The 26,950-nt window shown below is 32.7% G+C and carries 23 protein-coding genes; 19 read left to right on the plus strand and 4 right to left on the minus strand.

Annotation, left to right across the window (positions count from 1 at the left end):
- Positions 1 to 286 precede the first annotated feature (286 nt).
- From sleB to N4A68_02040, 8 genes are all read left to right on the plus strand, one after another.
- The gene (gene sleB, locus N4A68_02005; GenBank protein MCT4563094.1) at positions 287 to 1,177 is read left to right on the plus strand and encodes a spore cortex-lytic enzyme; all 891 of its coding nucleotides are present in this window, start codon (positions 287 to 289) and stop codon (positions 1,175 to 1,177) included.
- 16 nt (positions 1,178 to 1,193) lie between these two features.
- Entirely contained in the window at positions 1,194 to 2,543 is a 1,350-nt protein-coding gene (gene ypeB, locus N4A68_02010; GenBank protein ID MCT4563095.1) for a germination protein YpeB, read from the plus strand.
- A gap of 231 nt (positions 2,544 to 2,774) precedes the next feature.
- On the plus strand, positions 2,775 to 3,446 hold the full coding sequence (gene sdaAB, locus N4A68_02015) for an L-serine ammonia-lyase, iron-sulfur-dependent subunit beta (GenBank protein ID MCT4563096.1): 672 nt from the start codon (positions 2,775 to 2,777) through the stop codon (positions 3,444 to 3,446).
- A 26-nt stretch (positions 3,447 to 3,472) separates the two neighbouring features.
- The gene (gene sdaAA, locus N4A68_02020) at positions 3,473 to 4,354 is read left to right on the plus strand and encodes an L-serine ammonia-lyase, iron-sulfur-dependent, subunit alpha (GenBank protein ID MCT4563097.1); all 882 of its coding nucleotides are present in this window, start codon (positions 3,473 to 3,475) and stop codon (positions 4,352 to 4,354) included.
- A 29-nt stretch (positions 4,355 to 4,383) separates the two neighbouring features.
- Complete coding sequence (locus tag N4A68_02025) at positions 4,384 to 4,887, plus strand: Gx transporter family protein (GenBank protein ID MCT4563098.1); 504 nt, start codon at positions 4,384 to 4,386, stop codon at positions 4,885 to 4,887.
- A 148-nt stretch (positions 4,888 to 5,035) separates the two neighbouring features.
- Complete coding sequence (locus tag N4A68_02030; GenBank protein MCT4563099.1) at positions 5,036 to 5,404, plus strand: hypothetical protein; 369 nt, start codon at positions 5,036 to 5,038, stop codon at positions 5,402 to 5,404.
- A gap of 495 nt (positions 5,405 to 5,899) precedes the next feature.
- On the plus strand, positions 5,900 to 6,082 hold the full coding sequence (locus tag N4A68_02035) for a hypothetical protein (GenBank protein MCT4563100.1): 183 nt from the start codon (positions 5,900 to 5,902) through the stop codon (positions 6,080 to 6,082).
- A 596-nt stretch (positions 6,083 to 6,678) separates the two neighbouring features.
- A complete protein-coding gene (locus tag N4A68_02040; protein MCT4563101.1) occupies positions 6,679 to 7,314 on the plus strand; it encodes a methyl-accepting chemotaxis protein in 636 nt (211 codons plus the stop codon).
- Positions 7,315 to 7,756: 442 nt separating this feature from the next.
- Here the strand turns inward: N4A68_02040 and N4A68_02045 are convergent, their stop codons facing one another.
- The gene (locus N4A68_02045; protein ID MCT4563102.1) at positions 7,757 to 8,560 is read right to left on the minus strand and encodes a TIGR02206 family membrane protein; all 804 of its coding nucleotides are present in this window, start codon (positions 8,558 to 8,560) and stop codon (positions 7,757 to 7,759) included.
- A 229-nt stretch (positions 8,561 to 8,789) separates the two neighbouring features.
- Between N4A68_02045 and N4A68_02050 the strand changes: the two genes are divergently transcribed.
- Both N4A68_02050 and N4A68_02055 read left to right on the plus strand, forming a co-directional pair.
- A complete protein-coding gene (locus tag N4A68_02050) occupies positions 8,790 to 9,164 on the plus strand; it encodes a BlaI/MecI/CopY family transcriptional regulator (GenBank protein MCT4563103.1) in 375 nt (124 codons plus the stop codon).
- A gap of 16 nt (positions 9,165 to 9,180) precedes the next feature.
- Entirely contained in the window at positions 9,181 to 10,773 is a 1,593-nt protein-coding gene (locus N4A68_02055; protein MCT4563104.1) for a peptidoglycan DD-metalloendopeptidase family protein, read from the plus strand.
- Positions 10,774 to 10,918: 145 nt separating this feature from the next.
- Here N4A68_02055 and N4A68_02060 read toward each other — a convergent pair whose 3' ends face one another.
- Positions 10,919 to 11,917, minus strand: a complete 999-nt coding sequence (locus N4A68_02060; protein ID MCT4563105.1) for an ABC transporter substrate-binding protein — start codon at positions 11,915 to 11,917, stop codon at positions 10,919 to 10,921.
- Positions 11,918 to 12,137: 220 nt separating this feature from the next.
- On the opposite strand from N4A68_02060, the gene N4A68_02065 reads away from it, so the two are divergent.
- From N4A68_02065 to N4A68_02100, 8 genes are all read left to right on the plus strand, one after another.
- Positions 12,138 to 13,595, plus strand: a complete 1,458-nt coding sequence (locus N4A68_02065) for a sigma 54-interacting transcriptional regulator (protein ID MCT4563106.1) — start codon at positions 12,138 to 12,140, stop codon at positions 13,593 to 13,595.
- A gap of 641 nt (positions 13,596 to 14,236) precedes the next feature.
- Positions 14,237 to 15,301, plus strand: coding sequence for a Xaa-Pro peptidase family protein (locus N4A68_02070; protein ID MCT4563107.1), 1,065 nt, complete (start codon positions 14,237 to 14,239; stop codon positions 15,299 to 15,301).
- A 132-nt stretch (positions 15,302 to 15,433) separates the two neighbouring features.
- Complete coding sequence (locus tag N4A68_02075; GenBank protein ID MCT4563108.1) at positions 15,434 to 17,092, plus strand: peptide ABC transporter substrate-binding protein; 1,659 nt, start codon at positions 15,434 to 15,436, stop codon at positions 17,090 to 17,092.
- Between the two features lie 256 nt (positions 17,093 to 17,348).
- Positions 17,349 to 18,269 carry an ABC transporter permease gene (locus N4A68_02080; GenBank protein ID MCT4563109.1) on the plus strand — a complete coding sequence of 307 codons (921 nt, stop codon included), beginning with the start codon at positions 17,349 to 17,351 and terminating at the stop codon, positions 18,267 to 18,269.
- Between the two features lie 14 nt (positions 18,270 to 18,283).
- A complete protein-coding gene (locus tag N4A68_02085) occupies positions 18,284 to 19,213 on the plus strand; it encodes an ABC transporter permease (protein MCT4563110.1) in 930 nt (309 codons plus the stop codon).
- 30 nt (positions 19,214 to 19,243) lie between these two features.
- The gene (locus N4A68_02090) at positions 19,244 to 20,266 is read left to right on the plus strand and encodes an ABC transporter ATP-binding protein (GenBank protein ID MCT4563111.1); all 1,023 of its coding nucleotides are present in this window, start codon (positions 19,244 to 19,246) and stop codon (positions 20,264 to 20,266) included.
- Positions 20,267 to 20,281: 15 nt separating this feature from the next.
- The gene (locus tag N4A68_02095; protein ID MCT4563112.1) at positions 20,282 to 21,238 is read left to right on the plus strand and encodes an ABC transporter ATP-binding protein; all 957 of its coding nucleotides are present in this window, start codon (positions 20,282 to 20,284) and stop codon (positions 21,236 to 21,238) included.
- A gap of 242 nt (positions 21,239 to 21,480) precedes the next feature.
- Positions 21,481 to 22,545 carry a Xaa-Pro peptidase family protein gene (locus N4A68_02100; GenBank protein ID MCT4563113.1) on the plus strand — a complete coding sequence of 355 codons (1,065 nt, stop codon included), beginning with the start codon at positions 21,481 to 21,483 and terminating at the stop codon, positions 22,543 to 22,545.
- A gap of 93 nt (positions 22,546 to 22,638) precedes the next feature.
- On the opposite strand, the gene N4A68_02105 is transcribed toward N4A68_02100, so the two are convergent.
- Together N4A68_02105 and N4A68_02110 are read right to left on the minus strand one after the other, a co-directional pair.
- On the minus strand, positions 22,639 to 24,762 hold the full coding sequence (locus tag N4A68_02105) for a sensor histidine kinase (GenBank protein ID MCT4563114.1): 2,124 nt from the start codon (positions 24,760 to 24,762) through the stop codon (positions 22,639 to 22,641).
- On the minus strand, positions 24,737 to 25,423 hold the full coding sequence (locus tag N4A68_02110; GenBank protein MCT4563115.1) for a response regulator transcription factor: 687 nt from the start codon (positions 25,421 to 25,423) through the stop codon (positions 24,737 to 24,739). The genes N4A68_02105 and N4A68_02110 overlap by 26 nt, the downstream gene beginning before the upstream one ends.
- Positions 25,424 to 25,748: 325 nt before the next feature.
- On the opposite strand from N4A68_02110, the gene N4A68_02115 reads away from it, so the two are divergent.
- On the plus strand, positions 25,749 to 26,732 hold the full coding sequence (locus tag N4A68_02115) for a L,D-transpeptidase family protein (GenBank protein MCT4563116.1): 984 nt from the start codon (positions 25,749 to 25,751) through the stop codon (positions 26,730 to 26,732).
- Positions 26,733 to 26,950: the final 218 nt, after the last annotated feature.

The following is a 26,950-nucleotide window of genomic DNA, read 5'->3' on the forward strand; positions in this document are numbered from 1 at the left end:
GTTGTTGGGGGAACATACTTTTCAATTATTTTTGGAATCGCTGGTTTTATTCTAAATATGAGTAGCCATGTCGTTAATATAAGATAGTTTGTAGCAATACTGTCTTATGTATCTATAGATATAATGAAAACATTTAATGATTACAGAAAAAATTAAATAGTTATGAGTTAAAGCTATAAGAAACCTTCATAGGGAATCTTATAGTTTTTTTGTTTTGAATTACTATGAATAATATGGGATATATAACAGAAAATATTAGTAACTTTATTATAAGAGGAGGACTAAAATGAAAAGAAAATACATGACTTTTTTATCGTTGCTATTAGTTATAACGCTTGTAGGAATATTTTATATAGACGTATGCTATGCAAGAACCCTATACTGGGGAACTCGGGGAGGGGATGTGAGGGAAGTCCAAGAAAAATTAAAGAGATGGGGGTATTATAGGGGAACTGTAGATGGGATATATGGAAAAGAAACCTATAGAGCAGTAATTAATTTTCAAAGAAAAAATAGATTAAGGGCTGATGGATTGGTAGGAGATGGTACAAAAAAAGCTTTGGGAATTATAAAAACTAGAAAAACTCCAGCCTATAACAAGCTCACTGAGACAGCCCAAAGAAAATTAAAGCAATGGGATTACTATAAAGGAGCTATAGATGGGATTAACGGTAGTCAAACATATAATGCAATTAAAAAATTCCAAAGGAGAAATGGTTTAAGGGTTGATGGATATATTGGAGCCCAAACTAGTAAAGCCTTAGGAATATCCCAAAGAACTGCAAGTAAAGGATATGCAGCCACAAGTAAGGGGGTATCGAAGTCTGATGAGGTAACCCTCTTAGCTATGGCAATAAATGGAGAGGCTAGAGGTGAACCCTATGTAGGACAAGTTGCAGTAGGTGCAGTCATCCTTAATAGGGTTAAGAATCCCTCCTTCCCGAATTCCATCCCGGGGGTTGTATATCAACCACTGGCCTTTGAAGCAGTATCAAATGGACAGGTATATAAGCCCATAAAATCAAGTGCTATGAAAGCAGCTAGAGACGCTATGAATGGTTGGGACCCTACAGGAGGAGCATTGTATTATTGGAATCCTACAAAGGCAACTAGTGGATGGATATCCAGACTGAAACCAACTCTTAAAATCGGAAAACATGTTTTTGCAAAAAAATAGTAGGGAGGGACTAAGGATGAGAAATATATTAGTAGGTATGGTCGTTTCCCTTTTAATAATATTGGGATTGACATTTAACTGGGGATATAACCAGCATGACCAGCTTAGTAACTATAACGTATATGTTGAAAATCAGTTCAGAAGGATGTTCTATGATTTAGTTGGAAATGTTGAAAATATACAGTCAAATCTTGCTAAGGTAATGGTTTCTGCAACACCAAAGCAAAACGTTCTATTATTTACTGATCTGATGTATAAGTGCTATGACGCCCAAGAAGGGTTAACACAGCTTCCAATCAAACATAAAGATGTTAGTAAAACCCAGAAGTTTTTAAGTCAAGTAGGAGATTTTAGTATGGCAATGTCTAAAAAATGTTTAAAGGGAATACCATTAACCCAGGAGGATATTAAAACAATAGAGGAATTACATAATTATTCTAATTATTTAGCTCAAAGCCTTTTAGAGCTTCAGAAGGGTATTAATCAGAATGATATCAGATTGAATGGTCTTGTAATACAAACAAATAAAGAATTAAATAAGACAAATGATAATATGCTCAACACCAGTTTTTTAAACGTGGAAGAAAGAATGCAAGAATATCCCGAATTAATATATGATGGACCCTTTTCTGAGCATCTAAAGAATATCAAACCTAGGTTAAAGGGAGAAGAAATATCAAAAAATGAGGCAAAGGGTCTCGCTAGGGAATTTTTAAAGGATAATAAAAAATATATCGCCACCATAATATCGGAGACAGAAAACACAAGATTCCCCGCTTATGTTATTGAGCTGAATGAAGAAAACCAAGAAGGATATATAACGTTGGCTATAACTAAGAAGGCCGGTAAAGTCATATGGATGCTAAATACAAAACCTTCTATTGATAAAACCTTGAGCCCAAAGGATGCTATTCAAAAAGCCAAGGAGTTTTTAGAAAAGAATAGTCTAAATAATATGGTTCCAACTTATTCTGAAGAATATGATGGAGTGAGCGTTATTAACTTTGCATATAAGCAGGATGATGTACTAGTTTATACTGACTTGATTAAGGTAAAGGTAAGTTTAGAGGATGGGAGTATTGTAGGATATGAAGCCGATGGATATTTATCAAACCACCATAAAAGAAATATAGAACAGCCTAAAATCTCCCAAAAAGATGCTATAAATATGATAAGTCTAGATGCAGAGGTTAAAAAGATCAGACTAGCTATTATACCCACGGAAGGCTCTAAGGAAGTTCTATGCTACGAAGTTATAGCTGATTATAAGGAAGATTCCTTTCTAATATACGTCAATGCTTTAAATGGAGAAGAGGAAAGAATATTACAAATGATCATAAAAAAACAAGGTATATTGATGATGTAGTATTAGGTAAATTCGAAAAATAAACTGGCTATTTCACCTATCCTTCTGACTTTTTTTCATATGCCTTACTTTTTTACATATGCAGAGTGGCCTTCATTTTTATAATGTATGGGGGCCATTTTAAATTCCTTTAACCTATAAAGAATTCGTAGATTATATATTTAAGATATGATAAAATTAATCTCAGATTATTTGTTTGTATGTTTATGAAAGATATATGGAGGAGAAAAAATGAATAATTACAGTGCATTTGAGATAATAGGCCCTAGAATGATTGGACCCTCTAGTTCCCATACTGCTGGGGCAGCTAGGTTGGGAAAGATCGCGGGTAAGCTGGCAAATTATGATGTTAAAAGGGTGAAATTTATACTTCATGGATCCTTTGCTAAAACATACAAAGGACATGGGACAGATAGGGCCCTTATGGCGGGGATTTTAGGTATGAAGGAAAGTGATGAGAAACTCAAAAATTCCCTTAAGATTGCAGAAAATAAGGATATAGACTATGAATTTTTGGAGGATGATTTAGGAGAAGTTCATCCAAATACAGTTAAGTTTATGATTGAAAAATCCGATGGAAGAAAAATAGAACTTATGGGGTCATCTATCGGTGGGGGAAACATAAAAATCATTGAGTTGAATGGGTTAAAGCTTGAATTTACAGGACAGTATCCAACTATCATAACTAGACATTCAGATCATCCAGGTATTATAGCAAAAATCACAAAAATTTTAGCCTATTATAAAATTAATATAGCCTTTATGAGTGTATATAGACAGGATAAGGGACAGGATGCATTTATGGTAATCGAGTCCGATAATAGGTTAGAGCCTAAGCTAGTTGAATATATACAGAAGTCCGTAGACGAAATAAAAAATATTTACTTGATAAATTCTATATAATCTATAAGGAAGAAAGGAATAGTCGTATGAAGTATAAATTTAATAGTGGTGAGGAGCTAGTAGGGCTTTGTAAAAATTACGATAAAAAGATATGGGAGATTATGATCTTAAGGGAAGTTGAAAATTCAGATAAGACCAAGGAAGAAATTTTCAATTTGATGAAGGAAAATCTATATGTGATGAAGAAAGCCGTTGAAAAAGGACTTACACAGGATATTAAATCTGTGAGTGGTCTTGTTGGAGGAGATGCAAAACTGCTTAGACGAAGATATGAAGATAAAAAAACTGTTTCCGGAAGTAGAATGCTTAAGGCAGTGGCTAGTGCAATGGCAGTTTTAGAAGTGAATGCATCTATGGGACAAGTGGTAGCGGCTCCCACTGCAGGTTCCTGTGGAATTTTACCTGGAGTTTTGATAACTATTGGTGAAGAGCTTAGTGTAAATGAAGAAAAATTAGTTAATGGTTTATTTACTGCTTCCGCTATTGGACTCATTATAGCTCAAAATGCCACTGTTTCTGGTGCTGAAGGTGGGTGCCAAGCTGAGACTGGAACTGCTTCTGCTATGGCGGCAGCAGCTGTTGTTGAAATCTTAGGGGGAAGCCCTGAGTCAGCCCTCCATGCATCTGCAATGACAATAAAAAATATTTTGGGATTAGTATGTGATCCTATAGCCGGTTTAGTAGAATGTCCATGTGTAAAGAGAAATGCCATAGGAACAGCAAATGCACTGATTTCAGCGGATATGGCTTTAGCAGGTATAGAAAGCATCATACCCTTCGATGAAGTGGTTAATGCCATGTATAGGGTGGGAAAATCTTTGCCAATAGCTTTAAAAGAAACGGCATTGGGTGGATTGGCGGCTACCCCAACGGGTAAAAGAATAATGAATGAAATTTTTCATACATAGGCTATAGATTACGTTCGGAGGATTGTATTATGAGAAGCACAAGAAAATTAGTAATGCTGGGGTTATTTATATCAATGGCTCTAGCCCTTAATATATATGAAAAAATGATACCTGTACCCTTTATAGCACCTGGAGCAAAGCTGGGACTTTCCAATATAATAACCTTGACTGTCCTTATGATCTTTGGGTTTAAAGATGCCTTTATTGTACTCATAGCTAGGATATTATTAGGCTCAATATTTGGGGGAGGAATATCGGGATTTATATATAGTGTTTCAGGTGGGATACTGAGTATTTTAGCCATGGCGTTTATTAAAAGACTGGGGAAGGAAAATGTCAGTGTAATAGGAATAAGTGTTGTTGGGGCAGTATTTCATAATATAGGACAATTATTGGCAGCAGCCCTTATTATTAACAACATAAATATATTTATATATTTACCCATACTATTTATTGCTGCAATAGGTACGGGTATATTTGTTGGCTTAACAACAAAGTATCTTTTATTAGCTTTAAAGAGAATTACTAGATAGAAAAAATTAAAGGAATGAGTAAGATACCCAGTTTATTTCTTCAATGTGTCGCAAGCTATATAGGCTAATTTTTCTAATATGACCAGAAATATTGTATTGATTAGGCCCTCGTATCTTTGATAAGCTATATGATAAAGGGGGTTTTTGAATGGAAAGAATATTAAGATTATTAACTGGGAGTAAAATAATATCTATATCCACAGGTTTTATACTGCTTATAGCAGGAGTGTTATCAAGAATTCAATTTGCCCATAGTAGTGGAGTTGTAGGGTTTATAATACCACTAATATTTATTTCTTTAAGTTTTGGCACAATTTTTTCTGCTATTTTCAAAAGTGAGAAAAGAAATGTCAAGGGGCTATTTGTAAAATCAGTACTTGCTCCATGGGCAATAGTAATTGCCATAACATCATTAAATAGGTTGGGAATCGATTCTCCAATGATTAAGGCAGGTTCGTTATTTTTAATAAATATAGCATTTTTTAATAAAGAAATTAGTAAGGCTTCAGATCAATAAAAGATAGCTTTGGGATAAAACCCTAGCTATCTTTTATTTTTAAATATATAGTAATTGACACCATATTATCCGAGCATTTAATAATAGAGTAAATTGCATAATTACCTTCTATAAAAACTATCTATTATATATAGTTTGAAAATCTTCAGAGCTATACCATCAAATATGCTTATATCTTAAGGAATTAAATCAAAGACGATATTCCCATATTAGATTTAGCCAAGTAAGAGTTATGTAATTTCCTCAATAATCAATGAAAAATTTTATAGATTTATGAATATAAAAGTATATAGGAGAAATTCTAATTATATGAGCAAATTGCATAATCGCTTTCCATAAAAGCTATCTACCCCATGTAGTTTTAAAATTTCAAAAGCTATAACATCAAATATCCCTATGTATTAAGTAATTACACTAAGGATGATATTCCCATATGCGGCTTAGCCAATTAAAGGTTATGCAATTTCCTTGTATAAAAATAGTGGAGGTCAAAAAATGGATAAAAAATATGTTATTGTATGTGAAAATAATTCTATATCCCAGCCAATGAATAGAGTTAAGGCAATAAATATGGCAAAAGAATATGGGCAAGAAGGAAAAAAGGCATACATAGTTACTAAGGAAGAAGGGGAGAGAATAAAGAAAAGTGGTAAGTTTTATACACCTGAGTGGGAATAATCAAAGTAAATAAAGCATCTTGTTGACTTTGTCAACAATCTGAGCATCTTGCTTTTAAGCAAGATGCTTTATTTATTTCGAAAAGTCACAAAAGCCTAAAAACACAACGGAACACAAATAAACAAATATAAACAAAAAGAAACAAATATAATATTGCATAAAATATTGACTGAATATAGGCAAAATGTTACAATTGTATTGAAAATATAATAGGAAAACGATAGTAATGATTAATGGTTAAGAACTAATTACTTGAGGGAACTGCATAACTCTCACTTGGCAGAGGTGTATAATATTTTGCTATGTATAAATTAGGATTTACCCTAACTCCTCCATAGAAGGTGATTATGCAATTTGCTCAATCAAGTATTATTATTTATATTTTTAAATTGGAGGGATTAGATTTGGAGAATATACATCCTGTTATTCAAAAAATTATTGATGTAGCACCTTATTTTTCAAAGGGTAGAAGAAATGGTTTTATGATAGGGATTACAGATTTAGAAAAAAACTTAAAATATTTTCCAAATGAAGTTATAGATTTACAGATACAACCTAACTCAATGCTTCCCCCCGATGATCCTATGATGAAGGTGATGAAGACAGGACAATCCTTAGAAATAAAGGTAGAGAGAGAACTGTATGGGATTCCATTTAAAGCTATCTATATTCCGATAAAGGATGAAAATGGGACAATAGTGGGAGGCGTAGCATTAGGATATGAACTTGAGGTAGAAGAAAATATAACTAATATTAGTGAAGGACTTTTAGAATCCATAGAAAACATCTTGGGGTACATAAATAAAATATCCAGTGGTTCCAAGAGCCAAGAGACTATAAGTGAAGATATGGTGGGAACTGTACAAGGCTCCGAAGATAATTATAAAAAGACAGACGAGGTTTTAAATTTTATAAAAATGGTTTCAAATCAAACCAATCTTTTAGCATTAAATGCACAAATAGAAGCAGCTAGGGCAGGTGAAGCTGGTAGAGGTTTTAGTGTTGTGGCCAATGAAGTGAAAAAACTTGGGGCTTCTAGTGCCGATGCAGTTAATGATGTCAGAACTATACTAGAAGAAATAAAAAAATCGAATCAATTAACAAAAAGCTTAGTTGAAAAGAGTAGATCCATATCCAGCGAGCATGTCGAAGATATAGAGCAAATATTTGCTGCTGTTCAAGAATTAAATAGCTTAATTATTTCTTTAAAGGATTTAGCTAAAAGTCTTTAAATTAAAATAAAAATTTAAGTGTGTCAAGCCTCTGGACTTTTGATCAGATTTTTCTATAAAAAATAAGACTCCTGTTTATGTTCAGGAGTCTTAGGCTGCCTAACAACCCGAATTTCTTCGTTGTTGCTTCACCCAAGAACCCTTACGTATGTCTGTATACGCTACGGCCTCTCGGTTTCAGCACGCCTCGAACTTCGAATTGTTAGGCAGCCTACCATCTTGTTGACTTTGTCAACAATCTGAGACTCCTGTTTATGTTCGGGAGTCTTTAGTTTACCTAACAAGTGGAGATTTTTCCTTGTCGATAAAACCCAGAATCCTTACGTATGTCTATATACGCCGTGGTTTCTGGGTTTTAGTAGGCTTTGAACTTTAGATTATCGGCCTATCATATTGTAGACTTTGTCTATAATAATAAAGCTAAATAGTAGCAAAGTATACTCTAAGCTTTTATCACATTATCAAGTTTTTTTCTTTTCAGATCATGTATATAGTAAGGTATATATATGAGGGTGAAAATAAGGAACATTCCCGCTACTAATATTGGAATATAGTATGGATATGGAGGGAAATAATCAAGTACTGATGATGCCAACGGCTTACTTCTCAGATATGAATAATTTCCATCAACTATATAATTAAATATTCCAACAAAGGCCAAATATATATAACTCCAGTGGAATGTCTTCTTTAAGGATTTTAGTGTAGGTTTATATTCATAGGCAATTATCATGAAAAAGGTAGCAATTAATATTGCACCGTGACCTACAAAAAATTCAATGAACATCCAATGGGGAAATAGAAATCCCCCCGTATCAGGAAATAAAAGGGCTTGGCTTGCACCTCCTAATCCCCAAAAATAAACTACTTGAAAAATAGAGTAGCTTTCTTTTAAGATCATAAAAATACAAAGTATAACAGTTATTCTACATAGATATAATGGCAATGATTCTTGGATAGTAAATACTCCCCTTTCAATATACCAAAAATGCAGAAAAAAGGATTGGAGAAATAGAATGAATGCCAATACTCTTCCTATTTTTACTCTAGTATTTGGTTCTCTAAGCCTCTCTTTATTAGAAAACATCAAAAAAATAAGACCTAGAATAAAGCATAAAGTTAATATATGGCTTTTAGAAAAAGAATCATATATACCCCTTCCCACAGTATTATTCCAGAATAAGTTCATGTCAAAAATATCACACAAAGCAAGTCTACCCTTAACAACAGCAAATAATAGTAACAACCTGATTTACTCCCTTCATTAACGACAAATTATTTCATTATCTATTATAATATAACAATATAAACATTAAAAGTGGAAGAATATCATAAATAATAAATTTAAGAAAACATTAAGAATATCATATTAACCATCAATTTGGATAAATTTATCAAAAAATGTATTGACAAAGTGCGACTACAAGCGTAGACTGATTATAAACTACAAATGTAGTCGAAAGGGGGTGAAAATGATGAAGGAAATACCGCAAATATCAGATTCAGAATGGAAAATTATGAAGATACTTTGGGAAAAATCACCACAGACAGCTGGTGAAATCATTGAAATATTAGGGGAGAGTACTAATTGGAGACCTACTACTGTGAAGACATTGATCAGTAGATTGGTAAAGAAGAATGCCGTGGCTTTTGAGAAAAAAAACAGATATTATTACTATTTTCCTTTAGTAACTGAGTCAGAGTGTGCTAAGGAAGAAGGCAAGTCATTTCTAAGAAAAGTATATGGAGGGGCGTTGAAGCCAATGATTGCAAATTTTTTAGAAATCCAGAAATTATCCCAAGAGGATATTGACGATTTGAAACGGATTTTAGATGAGAAGAAGGATTGAAGTGAGGTAGCTGTATATGGATTATTCAAAGATATTATATTGGTTGGTAGATACATCCATAAAGGGAAGCTTTTTGATAATAAGTATCATATTAATTAAATGGCTTCTGAAAAATAGTTTGGGGGCTAGATGGCATTACAATATATGGTTCTTAGCTTTGATAAGATTGATAATACCCTTTGCCCCCCAAAGTTCAATTAGCATTTTTAATATATTCACCCTTGGTGATCACAAAAACATTATATCAGAAAACTATATGAAATATAACCCAAATGAGATCATTAGTTGGTTCAATGGTAAAAATATGGAAACTGAATTATTTAATGATAATTCACCCCTGACTTTGAAGGGTATATTTTTTCAAAGTAGCAATCAGTTCAAGTTTGTTATGCTTTGGGCTGTAATCTCAATAATATTATTAGCAGTTATCGTTTTGGCAAATATGAAATTTGGATTATATATAAAGGAAAACAGTTTTGAGGTAAGTGACAACACAAAAAAAATACTAGAAGAATGCAAAGGGAAAATGGGAATTAATACAAATTTACCTTTGATAAAAACAAGTGCTGTAAAGGCACCTGCACTTTATGGACTGTTTAGACCACGATTGTTATTACCCCTCAATATTGAAGGGCAGATAGATGAAAATGAATTAAGGTTTATATTCTTTCATGAGTTATCTCATTTTAAAAGAAAGGATATTTCCACATTTTGGCTTATGAGCTTTATAAAGGTACTATATTGGTTTAATCCTGTTATTTGGTATGGATTATATCAAATGCGTCAAGATTGTGAAATTTCTTGTGATGCTTTAGCCCTTTCCTATGTTGATCATGATGATTGCAAAGGATATGGGCAAACCATAATTCACTTAATACAAAATACTGCACAGCCTTTAAAATACATTGGGGTGGCTGGAATGCTAGGATCAAAGAAACAGCTTAAAAGGAGGATGAAAATGATAGCTTTATTCAAAAAAAATGCTTATAGATTGTCAGTTATGTCAATAGGAATTTTAATATTGATGGGATGTATGTTTTTAACTAATGCCAAAGAGGAAATTCCTCAGCCAGATACCTACGTAGAGGAGAATATTCCAGTGAAGGATGAAGGCGAGAAGCTCTCAGTTTCTATTAAAGATGATAATGAAGTAAAAGAGGATAGTGGGCAAGGGGATTCAGCTAAAGGGGAAGCTACTAAAGAAATGATATGGCCATTGCCTAATTATACTAAGATAACAAGTCATTATGGATGGAAAGTACATCCTATATTGAAAAAGAAAAAGTTACATACGGGTACAGATATAGCAGCGCCTCTTGGGAAATCAATTGTTGCGGCAGCAAATGGGAAGGTAATATTTTCCCAGGAGTATGGGCCCTATGGTAATACAATAATTATTGATCATGGAGACGGAATTGTTTCTCTTTATGGACATTGCAATGAATTAGTAGCAAAAAAGGACCAAAAAGTAAATGCAGGAGATGAAATAGCAAAGGTAGGTAGCACAGGGATGTCTACAGGCCCACATTTACACTTTGAAGTAAGAAAAGACGGAAAAGCAGTAGACCCCTTCAAGGGATATCTTGATAAAAAACATATAAGTAATTAAGGAGATTATATAATTCTTATTTGCTTAAATTGCATATGTGGATATCATAATTGGTGTAATTTTAGACTAAGACCATTGCGGTTGAAATCGCAATGGTCTTAAATAATTTTATATTCATAGGGACTTTAAATCATACATTATCCACTTACTTTTCCATAGCCTTTTCAGCAAATTCAGTAGTAACTATTTTTTCATAGGGGGCTCTATTATCAAGTCCTATGGCTTGATCTATAATATCCATCATATGATTTAAACCATCTTCAGTTAAAATCAAGTCAGGCTTCCATGTGTCTTGAGATCTATATCTTTCCACTAAAGCAGTAAGGATTTCTAAATCAGCATCCGGGAAATGTGGTTGTAGAGATTTTGCAATCTCTTCAGTACTATGACTTTCCACCCATTTCATTCCTTCATAGATCCCATTTGTAAAGGCTTGAATCACCTCAGGATTCTTTTCAATATAGCTTTTCTTAGAACAGTAGCAGGTATAAGGTATATATCCGCCTTCTTCGCCTATAGAGGCCACTATATATCCAGCACCTTCATTCTCCATCATTGTTGCCGTTGGTTCGAAGAGGGTGACATAGTGACCTTCTCCTCCTTTAAAAGCACCGGCCATTACTGCAAATTGAATATCCGTTCTAACTGTGACATCCTTACCAGGTTCTAGACCGTGTTTTCTAAGTACATATTCCAAAGTCATTTCAGGCATACCGCCTTTTCTTCCACCTATAATGGTTTTTCCCTTAAGCATGTCAAAATTAAAGCTATCAGCCTTTTCTCTTCCCATCAAGAAGGAGCCATCCCGTTGGGTCAACTGTGCGAAGTTTACTGCGTAATCCTCCTTGCCTTGGTTATAAACATAAACTGAGGCCTCTGGACCCATAAAGCCTATGTCCACTTGATCAGATAATAATGCGGTCATAGTTTTATCGGCACCCTTAGTATTTAAAAATTCTACTTTTAGTCCTTCTTTTTCAAAGAAGCCTTCGGTTAAGGCAATATACTGGGGTGCATAAAATACGGAATGGGTTACTTCTGCAACTGTAACCTTTGTAAGCTCTTTTTCGCCACATCCTGTTATAGCTATGGATAATATCAACACTATAGATATGAACAGGGAAATAGCTTTAAATTTTTTCATTCAAATCCCTCCATAATAGAAATTTGCCTATAATTTTATTATATTCAGGATTTTTTTAAAGGTTACAAATGAAAGGATAAGGAAATTGTATAATAGGTCAATATTTAAAGTCTAATTTTGGTTGGGATCGTAATCTAAATAATGATACTTGTCAAATATATTCAATAATTGTAAAATAATAGTATGATTATTCAAAAAAATAGCAAGTAAGGAGTGCCATGTGGATTATAAATATTTATTAGAGATTATTTTAAAGTTCAAAAATCAAGGGATAATAGTAGTCGATAATAATGCTAATATTGTCTATTTTAATGAATCCAATGGAAATATTTTTGAATCAGATCCCAAATATGCTATCGGTAAAAATGTACTTGATATTTTTGATGGAATAACTAAAGAAGAAAGCACAATTCATCGTGTGCTAAGAACTAACACACCTATAATTAATTATGTCCATACCTTTAACAATTTTAAAGGTAATAGAGTAATTTCCGTTACTACTACCATACCTTTGTTTAAAGACAATGAAATAATTGGGGTACTAGAAATTTTAGAGGATATAAATGATTATAAAGAACTTTATAGAAAAATATTAGAACTTCAAAATGTTGAAGGGAAATCAAAAATAAATAATGAAGATATCAAATCAAATGGAACGATTTATACATTGAATAATATATTAGGAAATAGTTATAAAATACAAGAATTAAAGAAAAAAATATATAAGATCGCCGATAGTTCTTCTCCCGTATTGGTTTATGGGGAGACGGGAACGGGGAAGGAACTAGTGGCTCAATCAATACATAATGCTAGCTTTAAAAGAAGGAAAAAACCTTTTATTGCACAGAATTGTGCTGCGATACCTAGAAATTTACTGGAAAGTATACTTTTTGGCACCACTGCAGGTAGTTTTACTGATTCTAAAGAAAAACCTGGGATTTTTGAATTAGCTGATGGGGGAACATTGCTATTAGATGAAATCAACTCTATGGATATTGATTTACAAGCTAAGCTGTTGAGAGTTTTACAGGAAGGCATGATTAGGAGAGTCGGTGGTAATAAAACCATAAGAATAAATGTTAGGGTTATTGCATCTACTAATATACCTCCATTAGAAGCAGTAGAAAAAGGTGTAATAAGAAAGGATCTTTATTATAGGTTAAATGTTATCTCATTAAATGTTGCCCCTTTAAGGGAAAGAAAAGAAGATATACAAATATTGACAAAGCATTTCATTGATATATATAGTTATTCACTAAACAAGGAAATTGTAGGGATATCCGAGGAATGCCTTGAAAGATTATATGAATATAATTGGCCGGGGAACGTTAGGGAGTTGAGATATACTATTGAAAATATAATTAGTTTCCTAGATGATAATAGGATTGAGGTATATAATTTGCCGGAGTATATCAGAAATATTAATAGGGAGTCAAAGAAATTATTAAAAAATGAATTAATAAATGAAATCGATGAAGAGGAAATTCCTCCACTTAAGGATACCGTTAAAGATATAGAAATAAGAATCATAACCAAAGCTCTTATAAAGACAAAAGGGAACAGGGCGAAGGCCGCTAGAATTTTAAAAATTCCTAGGCAAACACTGAATAGCAAGATAAATAAATATGGGATTGAAGAAGAGTATGGGGTTAAATTAAAAAAAGTATTAGAAAAATAGAAAAAGTGATAAAAGAATCTCGCAGTTTTAATAACTGGGAGATTTTTTTATTTTAAAATATAAATTGCTTTATATCACCCACTATAGAAATTATAAATGGGTTTTATGATTTTAAGTTCAAGGGTGGAGCCTATGACAATAAAAACATGACGAAAAAAATACAAAACGACGAAAATATTGCATATTTTAGCGACTATAATTCAGACAAAATATTCTTGCAAATTAAAAAATTCTAAAATTTCAAAAATGATTTTCTTCTTATTGAGAGAAATCCATTGAGAATAGTCATACTGAAGTGTAGGTTTAGACTCCCTTCTAAAATTGGCATAATAATTGCTTTTAGCTATATAGTACCCCTAATAAATCCACATTCTCGTTTTGAATAGGTAATGCTTTTAAAGTATTTAAGAGATTAAAATATAAAAGAAATATTGGGATTTTATATATAGAGCAAATTGCATAATTACCTTCTACAAAAACTATCTACCATATGTAGTCTAAAATTCTTCAAAGCCATACAGTCAAATATGCTTATATCTTAAGCAATTAAATCAAGGATGATATTCGCATATGCAACTTAGCCAAGTAAGAGTTATGCAATTTTCTCTATGTCTAAATATAAAAATAGGAGGCAGGATAAGATGATAGATAAGTTTATTAATGAATTTAAAAAGAATAATATCGATGGTATGCTTATCAGTAATCCACATAATGTGAGGTATTTAAGTGGATATAAAGGTGATGATTCATATCTGCTAATGACTGAAAAAGCAAAATATCTCATTACAGATGCACGTTATACGGAACAAGCCGCTGAGGAGTGTCCAGGGTTTGAAATCATAGACTGGAAAATAGTAGGTGGGAAACTAAGTACTGCAATTGATCATATAGCTAAAAAAGAAAATATAGAACTATTGGGCATAGAACCGGAAGCTATTAATTATAAACAATTTAGAGATTTAGATAATATGGTGTCAGCTAAGCTTACTTGTACAACCAAAATAGTTGAACAGTTAAGAACCATAAAAACACCTAAGGAAGTGGAGTATATAAAGAGAGCATGTGAGATAGGTGATAAAGCTTTCGAGAGAATATTGAATGATATTAAAGTAGGAGTTACAGAAAAGGAACTATCTGCAAAGCTAGCTTATTATTTAAAAATGGAGGGGTCAGATGCTAGGGGCTATGAAAATATTCTAGTATCAGGTAAAAGAACATCCCTTCTACATGGCATCCCATCGGATAAGAAAGTGGAATATGGAGATTTTGTTTTGATGGATTTCGGAGCAGGATATAATGGCTATTTATCGGATATGACTAGAACCGTTGTACTTGGGAAAGCAAATGAGAAACAAAAAGAAATATATGATATTGAGAAAAGATCCGGGGAAGAAGCAATCAGTGCCATAAAAGCAAAAAAATCTACAAAGGAAATATACTATGCTTCTTTGAAAGCAATGGAAAAAACAGAATATATAAAATATCATTATGGGAGTATTGGACATGGTGTAGGTTTGGCAGTTCATGAAGAACCCTATATAAGTCCACTATGTGAATACATACTTGAAGAAAACAATGTTATAACCATAGAACCAGGTATATATATTCCTGGGTGGGGAGGAGTGAGGATCGAGGAACAAGTTTTGGTTACTAAAGAGGGTTGTGAGATTTTAACAAATTCACCAAAGCAATTGATCGAGATTTAAAACTCATAATGTAGACATAAGGAATGTAGAACGAATCTTAGAAATAATATTGTACTAGGGAGGTGTAATAAAAATTTTATAGAGACTTTATTGTATATGAATAAGATAAACAGAAATTGAGGAGGAAAATAAATGAAAAATATAGGGAGAATATGTGCATATCTTTTAATTTTTATTTTAGTATTTAGTTTGATAGGATGTAAATCGAAGGATACACAACCAACTAATAATGCTGATGCAAATATAGAAAATTCAGCAGAAAATTCAGCAGAGAAGAAAATATTGAGGTACTCATTAAGAGCCGATACTCCTACATTAGACCCACAAATGGCAAATGCTGTACCTACTGCAACAATAGGGGCTCAAATATTTGAAGGCTTAGTAAGAAGTTATGGTGGTGAAATTTTACCGGGGATAGCAGAAAAATGGGAAATTTCAGAGGATGGATTGACCTATACTTTTCATTTAAGAGATGCAAAGTGGAGTGATGGAAAGCCTGTAACAGCTCAGGACTTTGAATATGGGATGAAAAGATTAATGAATCCAGATACAGGAAGCCCTTATTCATTTTTAGGATACGTAATTAAAAACGCCGCTAAAGTGAATTCTAGAGAATTAGCTCTTGATGAAATGGGAGTTAAAGCTAAGGATGATAAAACTTTAATAATAGAGCTTGAAAATCCTACTGAATATTTCTTGAGTATGTTACACATGATGCAGCTTTATTCTGCAAGGGAGGATATAGTAAATAAATATGGAAAGGATTTTGCAGCAGATGCAGATAAAAATGTTTATAATGGACCATTTGTTTTAAAAGAATGGAAACACGAAGATAGATTGATCTTAGAAAAAAATCCAGACTACTGGAATGCGGATGCAATAAAACTTGATGGAGTTCAAATCATCGTAGTTCCAGAGGCAATGACCGCAGTGGCAATGTTTGAAGAAGGTTCCTTAGATTTTGTAAATGTTCCATCGGAATTACTGCCTCAATATAAAGATAAAGCTACCTATTACTTTAACGGAGCCGATGATTTTCTAAAGTTAAATATGGATGGGACATGTTTGCTAGATAATAAAAATCTTAGGCTTGCTATAAATTATGGAATCAATAGACGAGATTATGTAGATATTACGACCCAGGGAATGTATGAACCCGGAACTAGATATGTATTACCAGATGTTAGTGGAGTAAATGGAAAATATGGAGATGAATATCCTTTAGTAGCATTCCCTGAAAAAGGAGATATTCAAAGGTCAAAGGAATATCTAAATGAAGCTATGAAGGAATTGAAAATTAATAATCCGGCTGAAATAGAGATTGAATTATTGACTACTGATCAGGAAAAATCAAGAATACAAGCTGAAGTTATACAAGATCAGTTACAAACAAACTTAGGTATCAAAATCAATATAAAACAAGTACCCTATAAGCAAAGGTTACAAATGGAAGCAGAGCATAAATTCCAAATGGTATTTTCTGGATGGTGTCCAGATTATTCTGATCCTATGACTTATTTAGAACTATGGACAACAAGTTCACCCTATAATCACGGTTCCTACTCTAATAATAAATATGATGAGTTAATAAATTTTGCAAGAACAAGTACAGAGAAAGCAAAGAGAATGGATGCCTTGTTTGAAGCAGAAAAGACAATTTTAGAAGATGGTGCAATAGTACCAATGCAATTGAGAAGAGAAGCATATATCATGAATCCTAATCTTATAGGATTTAAGACATACTTTGTAGGAGTAAACTATGATTATATTTATGCTGGATTTACAGATTAGATGATAATGCTTTTAATTCTGAGTTATAGAAGACGGTGAGAACTGTCTTCTCATCTTGTAGATAAAGTCTATAAGATGACAGGCTGTCTACCAATTCGAAGTTCAAGGCGTGCTGAAATCGAGAGGCCGTAGCGTATATAGACATACGTAAGGGTTCTTGATTGAAGCGACAACGAAGAAATTCGAATTGGTAGGCAGTCTGAGAAGACGGTGAGAACTGTCTTCTATAATTCATTTAAATTTACGAGGTGATGAAATGCGGAAGTATATATTTAAAAGAATTATAATTTCTTTTTTTACAATTATAGTACTGGTAACGGCAGTATTCTTTTTAGTTAGGCTTATGCCCGGAGACCCTTTTGCAAGTGAAAAAATGACACCGGAAATAAGAGCGAATCTTGAAAAATACTATGGATTAGATAAACCGGTAATCATTCAATACTTTACCTATATTTCAAATTTACTAAGGGGTGATTTAGGTTACTCCATGAATTATGTCAATATAACAGTTAATAGTATAATAAAAGATTCATTTCCAAATTCAGCTAATCTTGGTATCCGGGCCATGGTATTTGCAGTATCCCTGGGATTAATATTTGGAATTAGAGCGGCTTTGAGCAGGGGAAAATTTCTAGATTATTTATGTATTATTATAGCAATAATTGGAACTTCAGTTCCAGATTTTATCATGGGCTCCTTGCTGCAATATTTTTTCGGAATAAAATGGGGACTGCTTCCAGTGGCCCAGTGGAAAGGTTTTAGATATACAATATTACCTTCAATAGCATTAGGATTTTACACATTAGCATTGGTATCTAGACTAATGAGGGCAAGTATGCTTGAAGTAGTTCAACAGGATTATATAAAAACAGCTAAATCAAAGGGTATATCCAAGTTCAGAATTACATCTAAGCACCAAATAAGAAATGCAATACTACCAATTATAACAGTACTTGGACCTATTACTGCATCGGTCCTTACGGGGACATTTGTTATAGAATCTATTTTTGCAATACCGGGTATGGGGAAATATTATGTGGCAGGGGTACAAACCTTAGATTACACATTGATTTTAGGAATGACAGTGTTTTATGGAACCTTTCTTGTTATTGCCAATACAATCGTAGATATATTATATGGATTTATAGATCCAAGAATAAGAATTATTGAAAAGTAGGAGTGACAAAACATATGGATACTTATAAAACTGTAGATGAAACAAAGTTTAGAGTTGTAGGAAAAAACAATGAGAAAATGGAAGAGATATCAAGACCAAACTTAACTTACTGGAAGGATGTATGGAGAAGAATAAAGAAAAATAAAGTGGCTTTTACTGGATTAATGATAATAATTATATATATTGTTTTAGCTATTGCAGGTCCATACATGGTAGATTATAAGTATACTACTACAAATGCTCAAGAAACTAATTTAACTATGTCTCAAAAACATTGGTTTGGAACGGATTCACTGGGAAGAGATTTATGGGCTAGAATATGGAATGGGGCCCGGGTATCCCTTATGATAGGGTTTACTGCAACGTTAATAAATTCCTTTTTAGGAGTGCTGGTGGGAGGCCTGTCGGGATATTACGGCGGTAAAATTGATATGGTCATCATGAGGATTATTGATGTATTATATGGTATTCCATATATAATCGTTGCAATTTTAGTTATGGTTGTATTAGGGGCAGGGGTTATGCCGTTGATAATAGCCATGATAATAGTAGGATGGATAGGTACAGCTAGATTTATTAGAGGGGAAGTAATAAGGATAAGGGAACAAGATTATGTGGCCGCGGCAAAAATTTTAGGGGTGTCGGATTTTACTATAATATATAAACATATTGTTCCTAATATCATGGGATTAATAATAACAAATTGGACAATGTCAGTACCTAATGCAATATTTTCAGAAGCTTTTCTAAGTTATATTGGACTTGGAATACAGCCCCCAGAATGTAGTTGGGGACAATTGGCAAAGGCAGGGGCACGATTATTTAAGGTTTATCCATATCAATTATTCATACCTGCTTTTTTTATAAGTACGACAATGCTTGCTCTTAATTTGCTAGGAGATGGACTAAGGGATGCCTTTGACCCCAAGTTAAGAGGATTATAAAATTAGAAATTTTATAAGGACGTGAGTTTAATGACTAATATATTGGAAGTTACAGATCTAGAATTTTCATTCAATACTTATGGTGGGGAAGTTAAAGCAGTAAGAGGAGTTTCCTTTAATGTAGAAGAAGGGGAAATAGTAGGTATAGTAGGGGAATCAGGATGTGGGAAGAGTGTAACATCCCAATGTATATTGAAACTTAATCCCGAGCCACCAGGGTTCTTTAAGAAGGGCTCCATAAGATATAAAGATGAAGAAGTAATCACAAAATCAGAAAAGGAAATGAAAGCAATTAGGGGGCTGGAAATAGGATTTATATTCCAAGATCCTATGACATCTTTGAACCCCACTATGAAAATAGGTAAGCAAATAGAAGAAGTATTTGTGGAAAGAAACCTGTATACCAAAAAAGATCTTAAGGATAAAGCTTTGGAAACCCTTAAATTGGTAGGCATATCAGACTGCGAAAAAAGATATGATCAATACCCCCACGAATTAAGTGGAGGTATGAAACAAAGGGTAATGATAGCCATAGCATTGATAGGTCGGCCCAGTCTAATTATCGCCGATGAACCCACAACCTCCTTAGATGTAACAATAGAGGCACAAATTTTAGATTTATTAAGGGATTTACAAAGTAAATTAAATACATCTGTAATTATTATTACCCATGATTTAGGAGTCATAGCAAGCTTATGTGATAGAGTTTTGGTTATGTATGGAGGCAAAATAGTTGAGTCTGGGGAATTAGATGATATATTTTATAATACAAAGCATCCCTATACGTCGGGATTATTAAATTCTATTGCTGGGCTTAATATCGAAAGAGATTATGTTTTGAAACCCATAGAGGGCACTCCTCCGGATTTATTTTCGCCTCCTATAGGATGTCCTTTTGCCCCACGCTGTGAATATGCTATGGAGATATGTTATGAACAGCTGCCAAGGGAATACGAAATAACAGACAAGCATAAAACAATGTGCTGGCTTCAACATGAATATGCTCCTAAAGTAGTCTTAGGGAGAAAAGTCAATAATACTACGATGGAATAGGGTGAAAAGATGCTTATGGGAAAAAAAACATTAGTCAAGGTTAATAACTTGAAAAAGTATTTTAAAGTAAGTAGTACGGAAACATTAAAAGCAGTAGATGATATATCCTTTGAAATATTTGAGGGCGAAACCGTTGGATTAGTAGGGGAAAGTGGTTGTGGTAAATCTACTACTGGAAGATGTCTAGTGAAGCTACATGATATTACATCAGGAGAAATATATTTTGAGGATAAGGAGATATTTAGCTATTCAAGAAAGGAAAAGCTTAACTTTTGCAAAGATGTACAAATGATTTTTCAAAATCCATATTCTTCTTTGAATCCAAGAATGACTGTAAGGGATATAATTGGAGAAGGAATAGGATTACATTCTAAATTAAAGGAAAAGGAGAAAATAAATAGAATAGAAGAACTGTTAAAGATGGTAGGATTAAATAAAGAGCATATGTCAAGATTTTCCCATGAATTTAGTGGAGGGCAGAGACAAAGAATTGGTATAGCAAGGGCATTATCAGTTAATCCTAAGTTTATTGTATGTGATGAACCGATATCTGCATTAGATGTATCCATACAAGCCCAGGTTATCAATATGTTAAAAAAATTTCAGGAAAATATGAATTTGACATATTTATTTATTGCCCATGATTTAAGTGTAGTTAAATATATATCAGATAGAGTAATTGTAATGTACTTGGGTACAATTGTGGAACAAGGAAAATCAGAAGATTTATATAAGAATCCAATGCATCCATACACAAAAGCACTACTTTCTTCCATACCTGTGGCTGATCCGAATATATCAAGGAATAGTAGCCGGATAATATTAAAGGGAGAAATTCCAAGTCCAATAAATCCTAAGGACTGTTGTAGATTTGTGGAAAGATGTTGTTTTGCTAAACCTATTTGTAAAAAAGAAAAACCTATAACTAAACATTTCGAAAATGGACATACCGTAGCATGTCATTTGTATTAATTGAGCAAATTGCATAATTACCTTCTATAAAAAATATTTACTACATGTAGTTCTAAAATCCTCAAAGCTGTACCATCAAATATGCTTATATCTTAAGTAATTAAATCAAGGATAATATTTGCATATTAGGGCTATCGGAGTAATAGTTATGCAATTTCCTCAATTATAATTTAGGGAAAATTAGGAATGAAATTCACATATAGGTAGCTTTGATTGGGGATAAATCTATTGGGAGTGAAAAGATGATAGATGAACTGATTTCTATGATGAAGGAAGAGTATATCGATGGTTTCTTTATTAGTAATCCATCTAATGTACAATATATTACTGGATATAGAGAAGAACATGTTTATGCAGTCATTACGAAAAGAGGACAATATCTTATAATAGATGGAAGATATAAAGAACTTGCAGCTATGGAATGCTTAGGCTTTGAAATTTTAGTTTGGAATGAAGATGGCAGAGGGCTAACTGAAACAATTAATGATATTGTAATAAAAGACAAAGTAAATAGATTGGGATTTGAGGCGGAATATATTACATACAAACAATTTACCGAACTGTATGATATTATAAAAGCTGAGATAACTCCAGTAATTGGACTAGTTGAGCAATTGAGAGTCATAAAAACACCAGAAGAAATATCCTATTTAAGACAAGCCTGTGATATTACTGAGCGGGCATATAATAATATATTGAATGATATTAAAGTAGGAATATCTGAAAAAGAGCTTGTGGCAAAAGCAAATTATTATCTTAGAATTGAAGGTGGAGATCCTAAAACAAGTGAAACAGTTTTCCTTTCTGGGAAACGCTCGTCCCTTATAGTGGCCTTACCTACCGATAAAAAAATTGAATATGGAGATTTTGTCCTAATTAATATTGGAGCAAGATATAAAGGTTATTTAGTGGACTTTTCAAGAACTGTTGTAGTAGGGGAACCCACTGAAAGGCAGGAGGAAATTTATTCAGTAGTACAAAAAGCCCAAATGGAGGCTATAAAAGGGATAAAGGGTGGAGTACTTGCTAAGGAACCATATTATGCGTCAAAAAAAGTTTTAGAGGAAGCGGGATACCTTAAGTATCATTATAAAAAAATGGGCCATGGAATAGGCTTATTCTTATATGAAGAACCTTTTTTATGTAAATCATCAAAAAACATTTTAGTGAAGAACAATGTCCTCACAGTTGAACCTGGAATATATATCCCCGGTTGGGGTGGAGTTAGAATTGAGGATGTAATACTAGTTACAGAAGATGGATATGAGATATTAACAAAAACTCCTAGAGACTTGATGATTTTATAGAACTTAAAAATATAAATGCGTCCTTAAGAGGACGCATTTATATCTCATAGAGAAATCTAACCAAAAGTCCAGCAACTTTATGACTCTGAGCTTTTATTTTGGCAGAATGATAATAGCCTTAAATAGGTCTCCATCAATTTCTATATTGAATTTACCATTCTGAAGTTCTACAAGGCTTCTAGCAATTGATAACCCTAGTCCACTGCCTTCGCTATTTCTAGATTCATCGCCGCGTTTAAATCGCTCCATAAGCTCATTTGCATCTATGTTGAGTTCATAGGATGATATATTTTTGATAATAATGTTTGCAGTATTATCTGAGTCAATCACATCAATGTAAACCCTAGAGTTTTTAAGGGCATATTTAAAAATATTAAACATTAGATTTTCTATTACACGCCATAAAAGTTTTCCATCTGCCTTAACAAATACCTTTTCACTTGGGTAATTAAACTTAAAGTCTAGTCCCGAAGAAGCTAGCTTATCATCTAATTCACCCATACCTTGGCTTAGTAAAGAGATGATATCAATCTTTTCTAGATTAACAGGAATATTGCCACTGGAGGCCTTTGAGGCCTCAAAAAGATCATCGGTCAAGGTTTTTAGTCTTATGGATTTCTGGTCTAATACCTCTAAGTATCTATCCGCATTTTCGGAGGCTAGACCCTCCTTTTTTAATAAATCTATATAGGTTATTATAGAGGTAAGGGGAGTCCTTATATCATGGGATACATTACTAATAAGCTCTGTCTTTAATCGTTCACTTTTAAGTTCATTGGCAACAGCTTTGTTTAATCCATCGGCTATACTATTTATATTAGAAGCAAGCTTACCAAATTCTCCGTTTTCAGACACCATTATTGTATGATGAATATTCCCATTCTTTATTTTTTCCACACCTTCTTTTATTGAATTAAAATCCTTTACTTTTTTTAGAGTTATCCATGTAGCTATACCTATAGTCGTAAAAAATACAAAGAACATAAACATAGCCGGTATGAAATCATCTATAAATAGTACAAACATAAAGGAAGCCAAGCCTGTTATCAATGGATAACCTACCATTATTAATATAGTCTTTATTCCAGTGCTTCCGCTATTAAATATTTGCTTTACCAATGTAAATAGTTTATTAAATATGTTGTAAATTAATGTATGCTTAATAAGGGTTCTATTTTTAATTTGTTTAATTAATGATATAACTAATATTAATCCAAAAGCGCCTAATATAGCTGTTATAGGAAGTATGATTTCATATATATCATTAATAAATACAAATTCCATAGCGGCAAACCATGATACTATAACACCTAAGCACAGGGCAATATTAATATCATTGTATAGCCTATCAATGATATTCAAATGAAGCTTATTATCATTAAATGATTTTCTCCCAATAACCAATATTAAGTATATAAAAGCAAGTAGTACGCCTGCTAATAAACCTGCTATTTTATATAAGGTTTCAGTAGTATTTGCTTTATTTTTTTCCCATTCTTTAATTCGGTCATTCAAAGGTTGTTTGGCAAAGGCAATATACATGGTATGGATGCCCTCTTCTAATTGTGCAGTATCATTTGTAATCCGATAGTACCTGTGATTGTTTTTAACTTCCTCAGGAAATACTATTTCTTCAGATTTATCAAATACTATATACGCAGGATGGTTTTTGAAATAATCTTTAGATTTACTTGGACTATTGGTAAATTCATTTTCACCATCGCTTACATAATATAAAATTTCATTTGAGTTTTGTAATTCTCTTAAATGTGAATTAAATGCTTTTAATTCTTTTTCTATTAATTTCTTTTTGCTTTGTAATATTTTATCAGCATCATATCTTTCAAATGTTTCATAATTTTTTTCGAGAGACCGATCAGGATTATAGTTGTTAGAATTTTCCTTAAACTCTGAGAAAAGAATTTCTTTTTGTTTTTCAAATTCTCCTCCAGTAATGGTTTTACCAGATAATATATAATCTTTACTTTTATAAACTGTAATTAATTTGGATAGATTATTAGTTAAAGAGTCTAGTCCGTCTATATATTCATAACTACGATAATAATTATCTTCAAAAACTATATCTATATTACCATTGGTTGACTCCATAAAATCTATAAACATTGCTATACCACTAGAAAAGCAAGCTATAGCTATTACAAAAACAATAAGTTTTGTTATTATTGAATGACTAAATATTCTCCACTTTATAGCCAATTCCCCACACCACCTTTAAATATTTTGGTTGCTTTGGATTTATCTCTATTTTTTCTCTTATTCTTCTAATGTGAACGGCAACTGTATTTTCTGGGTTATATGCAGGTTCATTCCAAACATTTTCATATATTTCATCTATTGAGAATACCTTTCCGGAATTTTCTGTTAGCAGCTTAAGTATTTTATACTCAAGAGGTGTCAGTTTTACTAATTCACCGTCCACAGTTACTGCTTTAGTTTCATCATTAACTATTAGTTCACCGGTTTTATAGACTCCTGTCAAAGGGGTAAAGCTACCAAGAGTTGTATATCTTCTGAGCTGAGACTTAACACGAGCCGTGAGTTCTAGTGGATTAAATGGTTTTGTAATATAGTCATCGGCACCTATATTTAGCCCCATGATTTTATCCATATCCTCGGATTTAGCAGAAAGCATTATAACTGGGATATTTTTAGTTTCTCTTATTTTATTTGTAGCCTTCATACCATCCATCTTAGGCATCATGATATCCATTATAATTAAATGAGTTTCTGTATTATCTAATATTTCTAATGCTTCTAATCCATTATGGGCCTTAAAAATGTTATAGCCTTCATTCTTTAGATATATCTCTATGGCTTCAACTATTTCCTTATCATCATCACATACAAGTATGTTCATAACGTATCACCTCTAATTTTTTTTGTAGACATATTATATCACAACCTTTCAATATGAACTCTATAAAGATAATAGCATTCACTTCTTACAAAAGGGTTCATAAAATTCTTAAGTTTTTCTTAAGGAAGTTAAATCTACATAGGGGGAGGTAGATAGGGTTTCAGTTTAAGAATAAAATATTATGATCGCAAATTTTCAAAAAAAAACAAATTGTACAAATTAATAGAAAAATATCTAAATATAAATACAATAATGAAAATATTACATCTAGATATTTATTATAAGATACATTCTAAATTAAAATAATAAATTTAGGAGGTATTTTATGAAAAACAAGTATGATTTGAAATGTATATTTTTATATCCTATAATGATAGCCATTCTTGTAAATATCTCTATAGGTACACTTAAGATAATGAAAAATCTAAATACGGCCTCGGTATTTTTACAGCAAGAAAGTAATAGCAATGTCATTTCTGTTAATAGACTAATTAAAAATGGCAATATAGTAAAAAAAATTAGAGAGGAGGAAGAGCTTGGAGAGATAATCATAGATGATGATCCCGTAAGGAATCAAAAAGAAAGATTGACTTTTTTTCGAACATTAGGTCTTTATAGTATTGGTGCCGACGTTAAGGAATTGAACACAGTATTATATTATTTAGGCTATGGAGCTAATAGGAATTCTCGAGTCTTTAGCGTACAAACAGAAAGAGCAGTTAAAGCCTTTCAGCAAGGATATCATCTGAGGATTGACGGATTTGCGGGTAAGTATACAATTAATACTTTGAATAATATACTAAAGGAGAAGCAAATAAGACTACCTGATTGCGAGCCCAGAATACAAAAAGTTCTATCAAATGATTATTGGATAGTTATTAATAAGGATGCCAATTTATTAAAGCTTTATAAGGGAAGAAAACTTATCAAAAAATATTCTGTAGCTACGGGAAAAAAGAAAGACGCTACTCCAGAGGGAAAGTTTAAAATAAAGGGGAAAACTAAGGATCCATATTGGGGTGGAGGAAGACATAAAGATCCTATAGAAGGAGGGACTCCTAAAAATCCTTTAGGGACAATGTGGTTAGGACTAGATTATGGAGGCGGTAGATGGTACGGTATTCATGGAACCAATAATCCTAGAAGCATAGGCAAGCATGTATCAAATGGTTGTATTAGAATGCATAATAGGGATGTTGAAGAACTTGGTAGAATTGTTTCAAATAATACCATAGTATTTATTGGAAATGATAAACAACTGAATAGAGATATATATAGGATTTCAAATGACAAAGGTGGGAATCATTAATTAATTCAGGTAGAAGCACTTTAGGGCTGAGCTCAAGGGATTCTCTTGAGACAGCTTTTTTTAAGGAAAAGTTTTAATCACTACCTTGTAAAACAAGATAGCTTATGTTATACTGTAATCCCAGTCAATTAACTCGGTATGGGTTAATTGACTGGGATTCATACAAGAACTATGCAATATTAAGAGGGATTAATAAGTGAGCAAATTGCATAATTACC

This window comes from Maledivibacter sp., assembly GCA_025210375.1.
Classification (GTDB): domain Bacteria; phylum Bacillota; class Clostridia; order Peptostreptococcales; family Caminicellaceae; genus JAOASB01.